Here is a 15,140-nt window from a genome sequence, read left to right as displayed (position 1 = left end):
TGTTATAATTCTTTTAAATTTTCGGAAGGAACCCAACCAACTTTTCCGTCTACCAGCTTTATTTTCTTCCAGTTATCTACCGAGTCTAGTACATTTACTTTTGTTCCTTCATGTAAGGTGAAAACTTCGCTAGAATTTGAGGTTGGTTCATTATTTACAGAAACTTCTTCAACAAAAATAATAGCCTGAATATTGTTTTTTGATTGATTGTATTGTGTATAGGTTATTACAAGTGATATAATTAATAGTAAAAATGAAATAATACTTGTGGTAAAATAAGTTCTTTTTTTACTGGAAGCATCCGAAAAATAAAATAACAAGAATAATACAGAAGCGATAAATGAAAATACAATGGTAATTATCGCCCAAGTGTTGTAGGTGAATTTTTGTAAATAGTTATGGTTAAATTTTTGAAATATCGATTTTGGCAATGCTTCGATTCTATCTAGTGTTAGACGTTTAGCTAAAATTAAATTGTTTTGAGCATCTTCATTTAAAGGATTTAATTTTAACGCCCTTTCATAGTTGTAAATAGTTGGGGCAACTTTGTTTAGTTTATAATAACAGTTTCCTAAATTATAATATAGTTCTGATGAAATGGCATTTTCATCTTCTATTTGTTCGTATAACCTAATAGCCTCTTCATACTTCCCTTCTTTGTATAAATCATTGGCTTTTAAAAATAAATCGCTGGTGCTTTGTGCTAACGTAATTGTTGACACAAATAAGAATAATAATATGGCTATAGTTCTCATTATAATTGTCTGTCTAATTGCGTTATTACTTGTTTTGCTTTTTCGTACTCTTCTTTCATTTGTACATTAGTAATTGGAGTGTACCGAGCAAAATCACAATCGTTTAATACATTAATAAAATTAGTAATGGTACTTGAATCAATATTTTTACCATGCAATAAATCAGTGATTTTATCGCGACTAATATCAGAGGTTTCTACACCTAGTTTAGCTTTTAAATAGTTATGTAAAACTCTTTCTAAAGCTTCATAAAAAGCTTCTTTGTTTCCTAACTGTTTTTGTGCTTCAAACAAATATTTTTTTGCAAGCTTATCGGCTTTTCTTAATTTATTTCCTAGAATGTCACTATTACGCTCTTCTTTCTTTTTATGAATGGATATTCCAACAGGAATAGCTAAAATTGGAAGCAACAAAAAGATATAAAACCATGTAGATTTAAAGAAATCTTCTGTTTGCGTAGGTTGAAAGTTAGTAGATGTTTGAATATATCTAAAATCACTACCAGTAACTGTTACATTTTGTTTTGATACGGCATTTGTATTAGAATCTGAAGGGACTTCTTTGCCCTCTAATACGTCAACATATAAATCGTCTGTTGTAATAGTTTGATATACTTCTTCTTTTGGATTAAAGTAAGAAAAGGAGGTCTTTGGAATTTTGTACTTTCCTTTAAATTGTGGAACTACGGTGTAGTTCTCAGTAACCGATCCTTTTAAGCCATCAGAAGCAATACCAACATTTTCTTTTCTTTCAGGTTGATATACTTCTAGTTCTTTCGGAGTTTCAATCTTAGGAAGTTCAAACAATTTTAAATTCCCTTTTCCTTTAACAGAAACACTTATTTGCGAAGATTCATTTGCTTTTAAAGTGTTTTTACTTAGTGATACATCAAAAGAAAATTCACCTACTGCACCTGTAAAATTTTCCGGCTTGTTCTGTAGAGGTAAAGCTTTGGCGTTAATCACTTTTTTTACTGAAGAAAACTCTTTACGAACCTGACGAGTGATGACATTTCCAAAAAAATCTGCTCTTCCAGTAGGAACAGCTACAATAACATCCATTTTCATAGGGTCAATTGTCAGTTTACCAGAAGCTGTAGGAATTAATAAAGCTTTGTGTAATACAGCATAACGATAACGTTCTCCATTGTACATGCCATTTTTCACGGGCATTCCGTTACGTTTAATTTCTTGATTCCAAAATCCGTTGTATTGTGGTGCTTCAGTTACAGCGTTGTCATAGATACCTACATTATCACTAAAATATAAGCGATACTCTACATAAATTCCTTCACCAACATAAGGGGTTGCTTTGGAAACTTCAGCAACTAAATGAATATTTTGCTCAGCAATATAATTAGGGTCATTCGGATTTTTTGGAACTTCAACGGCATCCAAAACAATCACTTTTATGGGGTTGGATGTAAGGGTCTCTCCGTCAACTTCAATACTAGCAGAAGGGATATTAAACTCTCCTTTTCTTTTAGGTTGTAATATGTAAGTGTACGATTGATTAAAAGAAACTTTACCATTAATCCATGATTGACTTACAGATTGACTTGGTCCTCCAACGATTTTGAAATTTGTAAAGTTTGGTGCTTTAAAATTATCGGCACCTTGTTTGTTAATTGAAAACTCAATACGTAATCGTTGGTTTACGCCTAATTTGTTTTTGCTAACTGTAGCTGTCAGTGCAGCTTCTTGTGCACTAATAGCAATGGTTATAAAACTAACTAATAACGATATGTATAATTTCAACTTCATATTATTTTTTAAAAAGCCCTAAAAATAATTAAGATTTTAACAACTGTAAAATTACCAGTCTTTTTCTTGTTTTACTTTTCTACCCTTTGATTTTTGCGCATTCATTTTCTTTTGCGTCTTGTTTTCCTCATTGTTTAAACTCTCTAACAATTGTTTCATTTGTTCAGGAGTCATTTTGCCTTGTTGAGGTTTAGGCTGTTGATCTTGTTTGTCTTTTTGATCTTGATTAGGTTTCTGCTGATTTTTTTGATCGTCATTTTTCTGATCTTGCTTATCATCTTTTTTATCCTTATCGTCGCCTTTTTGATCTTTATTCTTATCGTTCTGCTTGTCTTTGTTGTCCTTTTTTTGTTGATCCTTATCTTTCTGATCTTTATTCTTATCCTTATTGTTCTGCTGATTTTGTTGTTGCTCTTTGGCTTCTTTTTGCGCTACAGCCAAGTTGTAACGTGTTTCGTCATCATTAGGATTTCTTCGTAAAGCATTTTTGTATGCATCAACAGCTTGTTGATATTGTTTTTGCTCCATCATAGCATTACCGATATTATGGTAAGCTTCAGCTTGAGCTATTTTGTCTTTTGAAGTTTTTGTAGTTACTTCATATTGTTCAATTGCTTCTTTGTATTTTTTTTCTTGATATAAAGTATTTCCAAAGTTATAACTCGCTTTTTCGTACTTGCTATCTTTACCTAAAGCTTTTCTATAGGCAATTGCAGCATCACTAAATTTTTGTTTATTGTATAGTTTGTTCCCTTCTCGCAATAAGGCACGTGCTTCACGTTGTAATTTAAGAGTGTCTTGTTGTGCATTTGCTATAGCAGAAATGACAAAGATGAGGATAAACACTATGTTTTGTAAACTTTTCATACTACATTTTAAGATTCTTCATTAAATAAATCTACTTTCTTCAACCATTTGGTTTTTTTATCAAATAGAAACATATCAAAAATTAAAAAGAATAAACCGATTGCAACAAACCACTGAAATTGGTCTTTGTAATCTGAAAATTGTTTGGTTTCAAATTCACTTTTTTGTGCGTTTCCAATAATTTTTTCAATTGCTTCTACTGGGTTTTCAGTTTTATTACCGTCAAAATATTTTCCGTCAGAAGCATCGGCAATTCCTTGTAAAACATCAGGTTTCCTTTTGGTAATTACCGTTTCTCCCATTCTGTCTTTTTTGTAACCAATAAGTGCGCCATTTAACTTTATAGGAATTGGGCCACCTTTTTCGCTTCCCACGCCTACAGTAAAAACTTTAACTCCTTCGTTAGCTATGTTTTGTGCAACTTGTTTGGTTTCTTCTTGATGATCTTCACCATCAGAAATAATAATTAAAAAGCGATTGGTTTGCTCATCGTTATCATAATAGGTTTTGGCTAAGTTTAAAGCTTCATTTATAGCGGTACCTTGACTTGAAACCATGTCTGGGTTAGCATTTTGCAAAAACATTTTTGCAGCTGCATGGTCGGTAGTGATTGGAAGTAGTGGATAGGCATTACCAGCATATATAATAATACCAACTCTATCGCTACCTAGTTTGTCGATAGTTTTAGAAATAATTTGCTTCGCTTTTTCAAGTCGATTCGGAGCAATATCTTCAGCCAACATACTTTTAGAAACATCTAAAGCAAAAACCACATCAACTCCTTCTCTTTTTACCGTTTTAAGTTTTGTGCCCATCTTCGGGTTTACTAATGATAGAATTAAAAAAGATAATCCTAAAATGAAGAAAATTAGTTTTAAAACAGGTTTAAAAGTAGAGCTATTCGGAGCTATTTTTGTTAATAGTACTATGTTGGCAAACTTTTTTTGTGTTCGCTTTTTCCACCATAAAACCAACAGGAAAAAGACAACTATTACAGGAATAATTGCAAAAAAGTAAAAGTATATTGGTTCTTCTAGTTTGTACATATTACTTAAATAAAACTTTTAAATAGGGTGTTTTTTAGGGTAAATTCTAAGAGTAAAAAGAATCCTGCTAGGAATACTAAAAATCGATATTTTTCTGAGTAATTGTAATATTTAAACTCTTCTATTTTAGTTTTTTCTAGCTTGTCAATTTCGTCATAAATAGCTTTTAGTTTTGCATTGTTTGTAGCTCTAAAATATTGTCCATCGGTTTGGTTAGCTATGTATTTTAATAAACTTTCATCTATTTCAACTGATTGATTCTTGAAAGAAATTTTACCAGTTCTAGGATCTCTTGTCCATGGAAAAAGTGCCATTCCGTTGGTTCCAATTCCAATAGTATATACTTTTATTCCGTTTCCTTTGGCTAACTCTGTTGCTGTTTTTGGGTCTACAAAACCTGCGTTGTTCACTCCATCAGTCAACAGAATAATTACCTTACTCTTTGCTTTACTTTCTTTTAATCGATTTACTGCCGATCCTAACCCCATACCTATGGCTGTACCTCCTTCTAACTGTCCCCATTTAATTTCAGAAATGGTTCTTTTTACAATAGACTTATCACTAGTAATAGGGGTTTGTGTAAAACTTTCTCCTGCATACACAACGATTCCTATACGATCGTTCGGGCGGCGATTTACAAAATCAGTAGCTACCCTTTTTAAAGCTTCTAGTCTGTTAGGTTGTAGGTCTTTTGCTAGCATACTAGCTGAAACATCAATAGCCATTACGATATCAATTCCTCGGTTTGTTTTTGTCTTTTTGCTGACAGCTACGTTTCTCGGACGAGCTAATGCTATGATTAAACAACTTACTGCTAACAATCGTAACAAGTATAATAAAGGTTTCAATTTAGGCAAAATTGAAGTTTGTACTTTAAACCCTTTAGTACTTGGTATTTTTAATTCGGCACTATCTTTTTTTCGGGTGTAAAAACTCCAGAATGCTAATAGTGGAATCAGTATTAGCAACCATAAAAACTCAGGGCTATGAAATTCGAAATTATTCCACATTATCTTCTTCTACTTGTTTTTTAGGTTTTAAATGATCAATAATATATTTAGCGTCTTTTCTGTCTTCCTCTATTTCGTGAGATAAAGGTTTAGATTTTGCAAACTTTACTAAGTCTGATTCTTGTAATAATCCTTTTAGCTTTTCAATAGTTTCTTTGGTGGTTTCAATTGATTTTATGTTGTTAAAATCTTGTAAAATATCTATTAACTCATCGGTAGTGCTTTCTAAGGCAGGAACATGTAGTTCTCGCTCAATATAGCCTCTAATAATGTCTGTTAATTCACTGTAATATTTTTTAACCTGGTTGTTTTGCCACAATAATTTCTTATCTAATTCTTCTAACTTTTGCATCGCTTCCTCATAAGGAGCTAATAAAGGAATGATAACTTCTTCTTGTTTTTCTTTTTTCTTTTTGAAAACAAAGAAGTATAGTAGCAGTGCAACGAGTGCTAAAGCAATTACAGCCCACCAGATGTACTGTTTAAAATCGTCCAACTGATACGGTTCTCCCTTAATTCCTTTGATAGGGAATTTTTTCACCTTGGTAGTGTCAATAGGTACAGTAGTGACATTTATTAATAAACTATCGGTTAAATAGACTTGATTTCTAATGAATATTTGTTGGCGAGGAATGTGAAAGGCGCCACTATCAAAACCCGTTAAAATATACTTTTGAACTAGTTTGTTTTTGATTGTGTCTATTTTTAGGCTATCTATAACCTCTAGTCCTTTTAAGTTTTCTAGTTTAGGAATGATAACATTCTCGGTTGCATCAACAGATATTTTATATTGAAATTGTTCACCAATTCTAATATTTGAGGTGTCAACTTCTACTTTTACTTGAGGTTGTTGAGCAAAGGTTAAAGAAGCTAAAAACAAGCATATATAAAGTAGTTTGTATTTCATTATTGTTCTTATCCTTTTTGTTTAAAATAACCTAATAGTTTTCGCACGTAGCTTTCATCAACTCTTGTGTTGATGGTTCCTGCACCACTTTTTGTAAAAGTACTTTCAAAATAATCAACTAATCGTAAGGCATTTGCCTTGTAATGAGTTCTAATCGATTTTGAACTAGTGTTTACTAAATGTATCTTTCCTGTTTCAGAATCGAGCATAGGAACCATTCCTAAATTTGGAATTTCTTCATCGTGTTTATCATATACTCGAATACCAGTTACATCATGCTTGTTTCCAACAATTTTTAAAGTACGTTCGTAACCCTCATCCATAAAATCAGAAAGCATAAAAACAATGGCTTTCTTTTTCATAATGTTAGATAGGAATTTTAACGCTTCACTAATGTCGGTATGCTTACTTTTTGGTTGAAACTCGATAAGTTCTCGTATAATTCTCAGTACATGACTTTTTCCTTTTTTAGGAGGAATGTATAACTCAATTTGATTAGAAAATAGAATTAGTCCTACTTTATCATTGTTTTGAATAGCAGAAAAAGCTAGCGTTGCAGCAATTTCGGTAATGGTATCTTTTTTAAATTGGTTAGAAGTACCAAAAAATTCTGAGCCAGAAACATCAACTACCAACATCATGGTAAGTTCTCGTTCTTCTTCGAAAATTTTCACATAAGGTTCGTTGTAGCGCGCAGTTACATTCCAATCAATTGCTCTAATATCATCTCCATATTGATATTGACGTACTTCAGAAAAAGTCATACCCCTACCTTTAAAAGTAGAGTGGTATTCTCCTCCAAAAATATGATTAGACAATCTACGTGTCTTTATTTCTATTTTCCGAACTTTTTTTAGTAACTCTTTTGTATCCATTAATTTAACCAAGATTCAGGTAGTGGAGGAAGCTCCACTTCTGTATATTCAACGCTCTTTTCAAAAGCTAAAAAAGGTGCTTCTTGTATTGATAAATTTACGTTGTTCTTCTTGCCTATTTCTTTTATAACTTCTTGTATACACCTTTGTTGACTTAAGACTAAACTATTCATAATTACGTTAGATTCTGTTTGTAAATCAAAACAGTTTACATAATAACTAGGTTTATCATCTTTGTAAACAATAGCTTCTGTTTTTCTCTTCTTTTTTAATTCTAAAATTTTTTTCGTTCCTTTTAATGTTTTGTACGTTGTTAATTTAAAAGTCATTAATAGCTAATTTAAGGGGATTAATATTAATAGTAGGTTTTGGTTAGTTATAAACGAGTATGTGTACTTTATCTAGGGTACCTGTACCTCATTTATGATTGAATTTATTATATCTATAGATGTGATATTCTCAGCTTCAGCTTCATAAGTAATTCCAATTCTATGACGTAAAACATCGTTTACGATAGCTCTAACATCTTCTGGAATTACATAACCTCTTCTTTTAATAAAAGCGTAGCACTTTGCAGCTTTAGCTAATGCAATACTACCACGAGGAGAAGAACCAAAGCTTATTAATGGTTGTAATTTTTCTAAATTGTATTTTTCAGGATAACGTGTAGCAAAAACGATATCTAAGATATATTTCTCAATTTTCTCATCCATATAAACCTCATTTACAGCTTTACGAGCTTTAATGATTTGGTCTATAGAGATTACAGGATTTATCTTTTGAAAACTACCATTTAGGTTTTGACGCATGATAAGTTGTTCGTCTAGTAGTTTTGGGTAATCAATTACTGTTTTTAACATAAAACGATCTACCTGCGCTTCTGGAAGCGGATATGTTCCTTCTTGTTCCACAGGGTTTTGTGTTGCCATTACTAAGAAAGGTTCGTCAAGTTTAAAGGTTTCATCGCCAATGGTAATTTGACGTTCTTGCATGGCCTCTAATAAAGCAGACTGTACTTTGGCAGGGGCACGGTTAATCTCATCTGCTAATACAAAGTTGGCAAAAATAGGCCCTTTTTTAATAGAAAAATCGTTTTCCTTTACGTTGTATATCATAGTACCTACAACATCGGCAGGAAGTAAGTCTGGAGTGAACTGAATACGACTAAAGCTTCCGTCTACTGCTTTTGAAAGTGTGTTGATAGCGAGAGTTTTAGCCAGTCCTGGTACACCTTCGAGTAAGATGTGTCCATTTCCTAAAAGCCCAATTAGTAATCGTTCAATCATGTGCTTTTGACCAACAATTACTTTGTTCATTTCTGTAGTTAATAAATCTACAAAAGCACTTTCTCTTTCTATTTTTTCATTGATGGCTCTTACATCTATATCCATAGTAATTGAAATAAATTAGATTTTTATGAAACAAAGCTACAATATTAAGAAATTAAAGCTTGTTAAAGTATGGTTAAAGATAAAATCGTGATTATAGCTGTTTTATGTTTGGTTTTTAAATTTTTAACTTGCGTTATTTCTTGTTAAATGACCTAAATATTGCTATGTTTATAAAAAATTAACTTTTTTAACAGAAAAAACGAAGTCAAATTAAATCGTGTAAATATGAAAAAAAAAATGAAATTTCTTGTTTGTATTTTATTGATGTCTTTTGCATCAATAACTGGACAAACCATTAAGGGTACGGTAACAGATGAAAGTGGTGCGCCACTTCCTTTTGTAAATGTTCTAGAAAAAGATACTGCTAATGGAGTAAGTACGAACGAAGAGGGACACTTTGAACTTAAAGTTAAGAGAATACCTGTTACGTTAGTGTTCTCTTCGGTGGGCTTTGTTACTTTAGAAAAAACAGTTTATTCTGTTGCAGAATTTACGGTAGTTTTAAAAGAAGGAAATGTTTTAGATGAGGTTGTGTTAACGGGAAACCGTTCTAAGCCAAGAACAATCTTAGACTCTCCAGTACCAATTGATAATATTGATGTAGCCGAACTACAAAATAGCGGGAAGCCTACTTTTGATAGGATGTTGGTGTTTAAAGTGCCTTCGTTTAATGCGCAAAACCAAGCTATTTCAGATGCTACGGCTCATTATGACCCGGCCGATTTACGTGGTTTAGGACCAAGTAGAACGCTGGTTTTGATTAATGGAAAACGTAAAAATCAAAGTGCGCAAGTATATCTAAACAGAACCCCAGGAAAAGGAGAGGTGGGAGTCGATTTAAAAAGTATCCCTACCGCAGCTATAGAACGTGTTGAAGTATTGCGTGATGGAGCTTCTGCGCAATATGGTTCTGATGCAATTGCAGGAGTGTTAAACATTATTTTGAAAAAGAATGTTGAGTTTTCGACTTTTTCAACAAAAGCAGGAATAACTTCGGAAAAAGATGGGTTTAACTTTTCAGCTGATTTTAATACGGCATTCGATTTTGGAGAAGGAGGTTTTATCAATTTAACACTTGGATATTACAATCAAGAAATAACCAATAGAGCTGGGTCTCCAGGAGTTTCTGATTTGCCAGATAATCCGCTTCCTAATTGGGTTGAATGGGCACAAGAAAACCCGCGTCTTGGTATGAAAGTAGGTCAGCCAGAAATGGAAAAGATGGATTTATTTGTAAATATAGAGCATCCTTTAGGTGAAAAATCTACGTTGTACTCTTTTCATGGGTTTACCAAAAGAGAAGGGAAAAGTTTTGCTTATTATAGAGCGCCATATTGGAGACAAAGTGATGTAGGAGATACAGGGTTTCTTACTAGACCTGAAGACTTTAAAGGGTATCAGCCAACTTTTGAAGCTGAGATTACTGATCATATTAACGCGGCTGGAATCAAATTGTTGTTAACAGAAGGATGGAATGCTGATGCGAGTATTACATATGGATCTAATGATGTCTTTTATACGGTTAATAACTCTGTAAATAGAGATTATTTAGTTGATCATACTGTTTATGATACCAATACAGGTGATGTAATTATCGGAGGTACTTCTCCAAGAACATTCAAGCCTGGAGGATATAGATTAACGAATGTTATTGGAAATTTTGATGTGTCAGGTTTAATTTCAGAGGAATTAAGTACAGCGATAGGTGTTGAATACAAAGAGGAAGGTTTTAGAGCCTTTGAAGGTGATCCGTTGTCTTATTATAAAGGTGGTTCTGATTCTTTTGCTGGAATAAAACCGGATGAAGCAGGGAAATGGTCTAGAAATAACTTTGCCGGGTATGCGCAGTTAGATTATGACATTAATAAAGATTTCTTGTTTGGTGCAGCGGCTAGGTATGAAGACTTTTCAGATGCTGGAGATAATTTTTCTTGGAAAGTAAGCGGAAGGTATAAACTAGGTGAAAAAGGTGCGATTAGAGCTTCTTATAGTACTGGCTTTAGAGCACCAACACTACACCAGTCGCATATTACTTTAAGTCAGTATATTATTATTGCGGGTTCTTCTGAACCTTTATTACAAGGTACTTTAGCGAATGATAATCCAGCAGTTCAAGCCTTGGGTGTTCCACAATTAACCCATGAGATTTCAAAAAATTTGTCAGCAGGGGCAACCTATAAATTCAATAAAGATTTTTCAGCTTCTTTAGATATTTATCAAATAAAAGTAGATGATAGAATTTTATTTTCTTCTCAAATTGGTTCTGATAGTGATAATACTACCACAAATCCTGTAGAGCAAATTTTAGAAGATAATAATGTGGTTGCTGTTCAGTTTTTTATCAATGCAGGAGATACCAAAACAACTGGAGGTGATTTAGTTTTGAATTATAGGAATATAGAGATTGGGAGTGGTAAATTATCAGCTAGTCTAGCTGCAAACTATAATAAAACCACAATTGATGCAATTAATACGCCAAAGGTTTTGGCAGATAATGGGTATAACATTTTTGATAGACAAGAACAAGGATTGATAACAAACTCAAGACCAAAATCTAAAATTATATTAGGACTGAACTACGACATTGAAAAATGGAATATTAGTTTAAATAATACCAGATTTGGAGAGGTAACAGTTACTGCGCCACAATCTGGAGGGATTGACCAAGAACTGGAAGCTAAAATCACAACCGATTTAGGATTGGTATATAACTTAACAGATAAAGTAAGTATTAACGCAAATGTTAATAATATTTTTGATGTATATCCTGACCCAACAGATCCAGCTACAAATACAGCACAAGCAGGAGGACGTTTTATATATTCTTCAGAAGTACAGCAATTAGGTCAACTAGGAACTAATTTTAGTATAGGTTTGAATTATCAGTTTTAATTATTAGTACCTATACATACTCTGTATAACAAAAGCCACACAATATTGAAAATGGAGTTTACTTAACTGTGGTTAAGGTTTGAATTTTTAATATTTCAGTGTTGTGTGGTTTATTTTGTGTCATTTACTGTTTAAAGTTCTAAATATTTACTATGTTTATAAAAAATTAACTTTTTTAACATTTATGTATTAATTAAACTTAGTGATATGTGTATGAATCAAAAAAACAAAATTTTTGTTTTCATCCTATTGATGTCTTTCACATCAATGATTGGGCAAACAATTAAAGGTAAAGTAACAGACAAAAGTGGGGAGCCACTTTCTTTTGTTAATGTACTAGAAAAAGAGACAGTTAATGGAGTAACTACAGATGAACAAGGAGAATTTGTCCTCAATGTGAAAAAGATGCCTACCACTTTAGTGTTTTCTTTTGTAGGTTTTACTACGGTAGAGAAAACATTATATAATGTTTCTTATGTTACAATAACTTTGAATGAAGATAATGTTCTTGACGAGGTTGTGTTGACAGGAAACCGTTCTAAACCAAGAACAATATTAGACTCTGCAGTTCCTATAGATAATGTTAGTGTGCGAGAGTTACAAGCAACGGGTCAAACTAATATTGACCAAATGTTAACCTATACGGTTCCTTCTTACAATTCAAGTAATCAAACAATTTCTGATGCTACAGCTCATTTTGATCCAGCAGATTTACGTGGACTGGGGCCAAGTAGAACATTGGTTTTAGTAAATGGAAAGCGTAAGAATCAAAGTGCTTTAGTGTATGTAAATGATACGCCAGGTAAAGGTGAAGTTGGAGTAGATATGAAAAGTATTCCGACAGCAGCTATTGAAAGAGTAGAGATTTTACGTGATGGAGCTTCGGCACAGTATGGTTCTGATGCAGTAGCTGGAGTTGTAAATATTATATTGAAGAAAAATATTGAATTTACGCAGGTAAATGTGAACTCAGGAGTGACAAAAGAAGGAGATGGATTTAATGTTGATGGTGATGTTAATCATACTTTTACTTTTGGTGAAGGAGGATTTGTAAATGCTACATTAGGTTTAAGTTATCAAGAAAAAACAAATAGAGCAGGTGAACCTGGAAAAGATGATTTATTTGGTGTAGATAACCAATGGACAAGAGATAATCCAGATTTAGGGATGACTATAGGTCAGCCAGAAATGAAAAAAGGGGATTTGTTTGTAAATGCAGAATATCCTTTAAATGATAATACTAAGCTTTATGCTTTTGGTGGATTTAATATGAGACAAGGTAAAAGTTTTGCTTTGTATAGACCACCGTATTGGATTACTGATGACTTTGGGTTACTAACACCTCCAGGAGAAACCTATGATGGGTTTCAGCCAACCTTTGAGACTGATATTCAGGATGTTTTGTTTACTGCAGGTAGCAAGTTTAAGTTAGGAGGTTTTGATGCTGATTTAAGTGGAAGCTTTGGTCGTAATTCGGTAGATTACACTATTGGAAACACAATTAATGTAAGTTTAGGAGCGAATAGTCCAACATCTTTTGATGCAGGAGCCTATGCCTTTAGCAACATTATAGGTAACTTTGATGTGAGTCGTTCTTTTGGAGATGTAAGTATTGGATTAGGGGTGGAAGCAAGACAAGAACGATTTGAGGTAACAGCTGGTGAAGAGGCTTCTTATATTGACGGAGGAGCACAATCATTTCCAGGATTACAGCCAAGTAATGCTTTGGATGAAACAAGAACTAATATCGGAGGTTATGGTACTTTAGATTGGGATGCTTCTGAAGATTTTTTAATTGGAGGGGCAATTCGTTATGAAAATTATTCGGATTTTGGTGATAACTTTTCTTGGAAGATTAGCTCAAGGTATAAATTAGGAGAAGCAGGAGTTTTAAGGGCTTCATATAGCACAGGGTTTAGAGCTCCTTCATTACATCAAGTATATTTAAGTAATGTACAAACATTAGTTTCTGGAGGAACAATTTCTAATCAAGGAACATTTAATAATGTAAGTCCAGTAATTAAGGCCTTAGGAGTAGATCCATTATTTGCAGAAACTTCAAAAAATATCTCTGCTGGTATAACAGTAAAAGCTTCTAATAATTTTACCATTTCGTTAGATTATTATAATGTGAAGGTAGACGATAGAGTATTATTCTCTGGAGAAATTGGAGGAACTGATGATAACGGGAACCCTAATGCTACAGTTCAACAAATCTTAGATGACTATGATGTGACAAGTATTAAGTTCTTTATTAATGCAGCAGATACTAAAACAGAAGGATTTGATTATACAATGCGTTATAAAAATATTGATTTTGCTGCCGGAAAATTAGGATTAAATTTAGCATTAAATATTAATAGAACTAAATTAGAAGGAGAAGTTAAAACACCTACAAATTTAGCAAATTATAAAGACGCTATTTTTAATAGAAAAGAACAATCAAGAATCATTAGCGCAAGACCAAATACAAAATTCTTATTTGGAGGTGATTATAAATACAAAAAGTTTACGGCTTATTTGAATAACACTTATTTTGGAGAAGTGACATGGCAACATGCTACTGACCCAGGAAAAGATCAAACATTCAGTGGAAAAATAATAACTGATTTATCTTTAGGTTATGAATTTTCTGATATGATCTCTTTTAATGCTCAAGTAAATAATTTATTTGATGTGTATCCAGACGAAATTGATACTAAGGGAGATGTTGTAACTGATTTAGGAGGACGTTTTAAATATCCTTGGGAAGTAAATCAGTTTGGTTTTAATGGAATGACATTTAAAGCAGGATTAACCTTTAAGTTTTAAGCTTAATTATTTGATAACCGAAAAAGCACCTTAAAGAGGTGCTTTTTTTATGAGTTGTATTCTTTTAAAACTAATTTATCTTTTTCAAAAACAGCATATGTAAAATATTGAATCCAATCACCAGTATTCAAATAAGTACTATTTTCTTTAAGTTGAATTTCTAAAGGAAGATGTCGATGTCCAAACACAAAATAATCGTAGTGTTTAGCTTCTAGTTTACGTTTGCAATACTGCACTAACCATTCGTTATCTTCTCCTAAAAACTTAGCATCTTCATCACCAGAAATTAATTTGTTCTTAACTGACATATACTGTCCTAATCGAACACCTAAATCTGGATGTAACCAGCGAAATAGCCATTGAAATAAAGGAAAAGTAAATACCTTTTTCATACGTTTATACCCTTTATCTCCTGGGCCTAATCCATCACCATGACCAATTAAAAACAGCTTGTTATTGATTTTGAATTCTTGAGGAGAGTGGTATACAGGAATGTTTAATTCCTTTTCAAAATAATCATGCATCCATAGGTCGTGATTTCCAACAAAAAAGTAAATAGGAATGCCACTGTCTTTTATTTCTGCGAGCTTACCTAGAACGCGCACAAAGCCTTTAGGAACTACAGTTTTGTATTCGAACCAAAAATCGAATAAATCACCTAGAATAAAAATAGCCTCAGCATCTTCTTTAACTTTGTTTAACCACGCAACAAATTTTTGTTCACGAGGAAAACTAGCTTCAGAAGTAGGAGCTCCTAAATGTTGATCAGAAGCAAAATAAACTTTTTTATTGTCAGAAGTGTTGATTGAAATCAAATCGTAAA

At 32.7% G+C, this 15,140-nt stretch carries 12 protein-coding genes; 2 read left to right on the top strand and 10 right to left on the bottom strand.

Annotated features, from left to right (window positions below; translation table 11 throughout):
• Positions 1-2 precede the first annotated feature (2 nt).
• The 9 genes from DFQ07_RS03880 to DFQ07_RS03840 all read right to left on the bottom strand — a co-directional run bounded on the left by DFQ07_RS03880 (position 3) and on the right by DFQ07_RS03840 (position 8,614).
• Positions 3-755: a tetratricopeptide repeat protein gene (locus tag DFQ07_RS03880; protein ID WP_133534970.1), complete on the bottom strand. Its 753-nt coding sequence runs from the start codon at positions 753-755 to the stop codon at positions 3-5.
• Entirely contained in the window at positions 755-2,518 is a 1,764-nt protein-coding gene (locus DFQ07_RS03875) for a BatD family protein (RefSeq protein ID WP_133534969.1), read from the bottom strand. Before DFQ07_RS03875 ends, DFQ07_RS03880 begins: the two co-directional genes overlap by 1 nt.
• 51 nt (positions 2,519-2,569) lie before the next feature.
• Positions 2,570-3,385: a tetratricopeptide repeat protein gene (locus DFQ07_RS03870; protein WP_133534968.1), complete on the bottom strand. Its 816-nt coding sequence runs from the start codon at positions 3,383-3,385 to the stop codon at positions 2,570-2,572.
• A gap of 8 nt (positions 3,386-3,393) precedes the next feature.
• Positions 3,394-4,431 carry a VWA domain-containing protein gene (locus tag DFQ07_RS03865; protein WP_208107668.1) on the bottom strand — a complete coding sequence of 346 codons (1,038 nt, stop codon included), beginning with the start codon at positions 4,429-4,431 and terminating at the stop codon, positions 3,394-3,396.
• Between the two features lie 5 nt (positions 4,432-4,436).
• Positions 4,437-5,441, bottom strand: coding sequence for a vWA domain-containing protein (locus DFQ07_RS03860; protein ID WP_208107667.1), 1,005 nt, complete (start codon positions 5,439-5,441; stop codon positions 4,437-4,439).
• Positions 5,431-6,348 carry a BatD family protein gene (locus DFQ07_RS03855; protein WP_133534966.1) on the bottom strand — a complete coding sequence of 306 codons (918 nt, stop codon included), beginning with the start codon at positions 6,346-6,348 and terminating at the stop codon, positions 5,431-5,433. The genes DFQ07_RS03860 and DFQ07_RS03855 overlap by 11 nt, the downstream gene beginning before the upstream one ends.
• 8 nt (positions 6,349-6,356) lie before the next feature.
• A complete protein-coding gene (locus DFQ07_RS03850) occupies positions 6,357-7,223 on the bottom strand; it encodes a DUF58 domain-containing protein (RefSeq protein WP_133534965.1) in 867 nt (288 codons plus the stop codon).
• Positions 7,223-7,552, bottom strand: coding sequence for a hypothetical protein (locus DFQ07_RS03845; RefSeq protein ID WP_133534964.1), 330 nt, complete (start codon positions 7,550-7,552; stop codon positions 7,223-7,225). The genes DFQ07_RS03850 and DFQ07_RS03845 overlap by 1 nt, the downstream gene beginning before the upstream one ends.
• Before the next feature lie 72 nt (positions 7,553-7,624).
• Entirely contained in the window at positions 7,625-8,614 is a 990-nt protein-coding gene (locus tag DFQ07_RS03840; RefSeq protein ID WP_133534963.1) for an AAA family ATPase, read from the bottom strand.
• 237 nt (positions 8,615-8,851) lie between these two features.
• On the opposite strand from DFQ07_RS03840, the gene DFQ07_RS03835 reads away from it, so the two are divergent.
• Together DFQ07_RS03835 and DFQ07_RS03830 are read left to right on the top strand one after the other, a co-directional pair.
• A complete protein-coding gene (locus tag DFQ07_RS03835) occupies positions 8,852-11,506 on the top strand; it encodes a TonB-dependent receptor (RefSeq protein WP_243743928.1) in 2,655 nt (884 codons plus the stop codon).
• A 213-nt stretch (positions 11,507-11,719) separates the two neighbouring features.
• Positions 11,720-14,317: a TonB-dependent receptor gene (locus DFQ07_RS03830; protein ID WP_133534961.1), complete on the top strand. Its 2,598-nt coding sequence runs from the start codon at positions 11,720-11,722 to the stop codon at positions 14,315-14,317.
• 47 nt (positions 14,318-14,364) lie between these two features.
• Here DFQ07_RS03830 and DFQ07_RS03825 read toward each other — a convergent pair whose 3' ends face one another.
• Entirely contained in the window at positions 14,365-15,132 is a 768-nt protein-coding gene (locus DFQ07_RS03825) for a UDP-2,3-diacylglucosamine diphosphatase (RefSeq protein WP_166627715.1), read from the bottom strand.
• Positions 15,133-15,140 lie beyond the last annotated feature (8 nt).

Origin of the sequence: Tenacibaculum caenipelagi (assembly GCF_004363005.1) — a bacterium.
GTDB classification, from domain to species: domain Bacteria; phylum Bacteroidota; class Bacteroidia; order Flavobacteriales; family Flavobacteriaceae; genus Polaribacter; species Polaribacter caenipelagi.
Note: the sequence above shows the minus strand (reverse complement) of the source record. Positions and strands in the feature narration are given on the sequence as shown.

What these genes read in the sequence shown, in the direction of transcription:
- DFQ07_RS03880 (WP_133534970.1), bottom strand. Translation starts at nt 755, where the DNA reads ATGAGAACTATAGCCATATTATTATTCTTATTTGTGTCAACAATTACG.
- DFQ07_RS03875 (WP_133534969.1), bottom strand. Translation starts at nt 2,518, where the DNA reads ATGAAGTTGAAATTATACATATCGTTATTAGTTAGTTTTATAACCATT.
- DFQ07_RS03870 (WP_133534968.1), bottom strand. Translation starts at nt 3,385, where the DNA reads ATGAAAAGTTTACAAAACATAGTGTTTATCCTCATCTTTGTCATTTCT.
- DFQ07_RS03865 (WP_208107668.1), bottom strand. Translation starts at nt 4,431, where the DNA reads ATGTACAAACTAGAAGAACCAATATACTTTTACTTTTTTGCAATTATT.
- DFQ07_RS03860 (WP_208107667.1), bottom strand. Translation starts at nt 5,441, where the DNA reads ATGTGGAATAATTTCGAATTTCATAGCCCTGAGTTTTTATGGTTGCTA.
- DFQ07_RS03855 (WP_133534966.1), bottom strand. Translation starts at nt 6,348, where the DNA reads ATGAAATACAAACTACTTTATATATGCTTGTTTTTAGCTTCTTTAACC.
- DFQ07_RS03850 (WP_133534965.1), bottom strand. Translation starts at nt 7,223, where the DNA reads ATGGATACAAAAGAGTTACTAAAAAAAGTTCGGAAAATAGAAATAAAG.
- DFQ07_RS03845 (WP_133534964.1), bottom strand. Translation starts at nt 7,552, where the DNA reads ATGACTTTTAAATTAACAACGTACAAAACATTAAAAGGAACGAAAAAA.
- DFQ07_RS03840 (WP_133534963.1), bottom strand. Translation starts at nt 8,614, where the DNA reads ATGGATATAGATGTAAGAGCCATCAATGAAAAAATAGAAAGAGAAAGT.
- DFQ07_RS03835 (WP_243743928.1), top strand. Translation starts at nt 8,852, where the DNA reads ATGAAATTTCTTGTTTGTATTTTATTGATGTCTTTTGCATCAATAACT.
- DFQ07_RS03830 (WP_133534961.1), top strand. Translation starts at nt 11,720, where the DNA reads ATGAATCAAAAAAACAAAATTTTTGTTTTCATCCTATTGATGTCTTTC.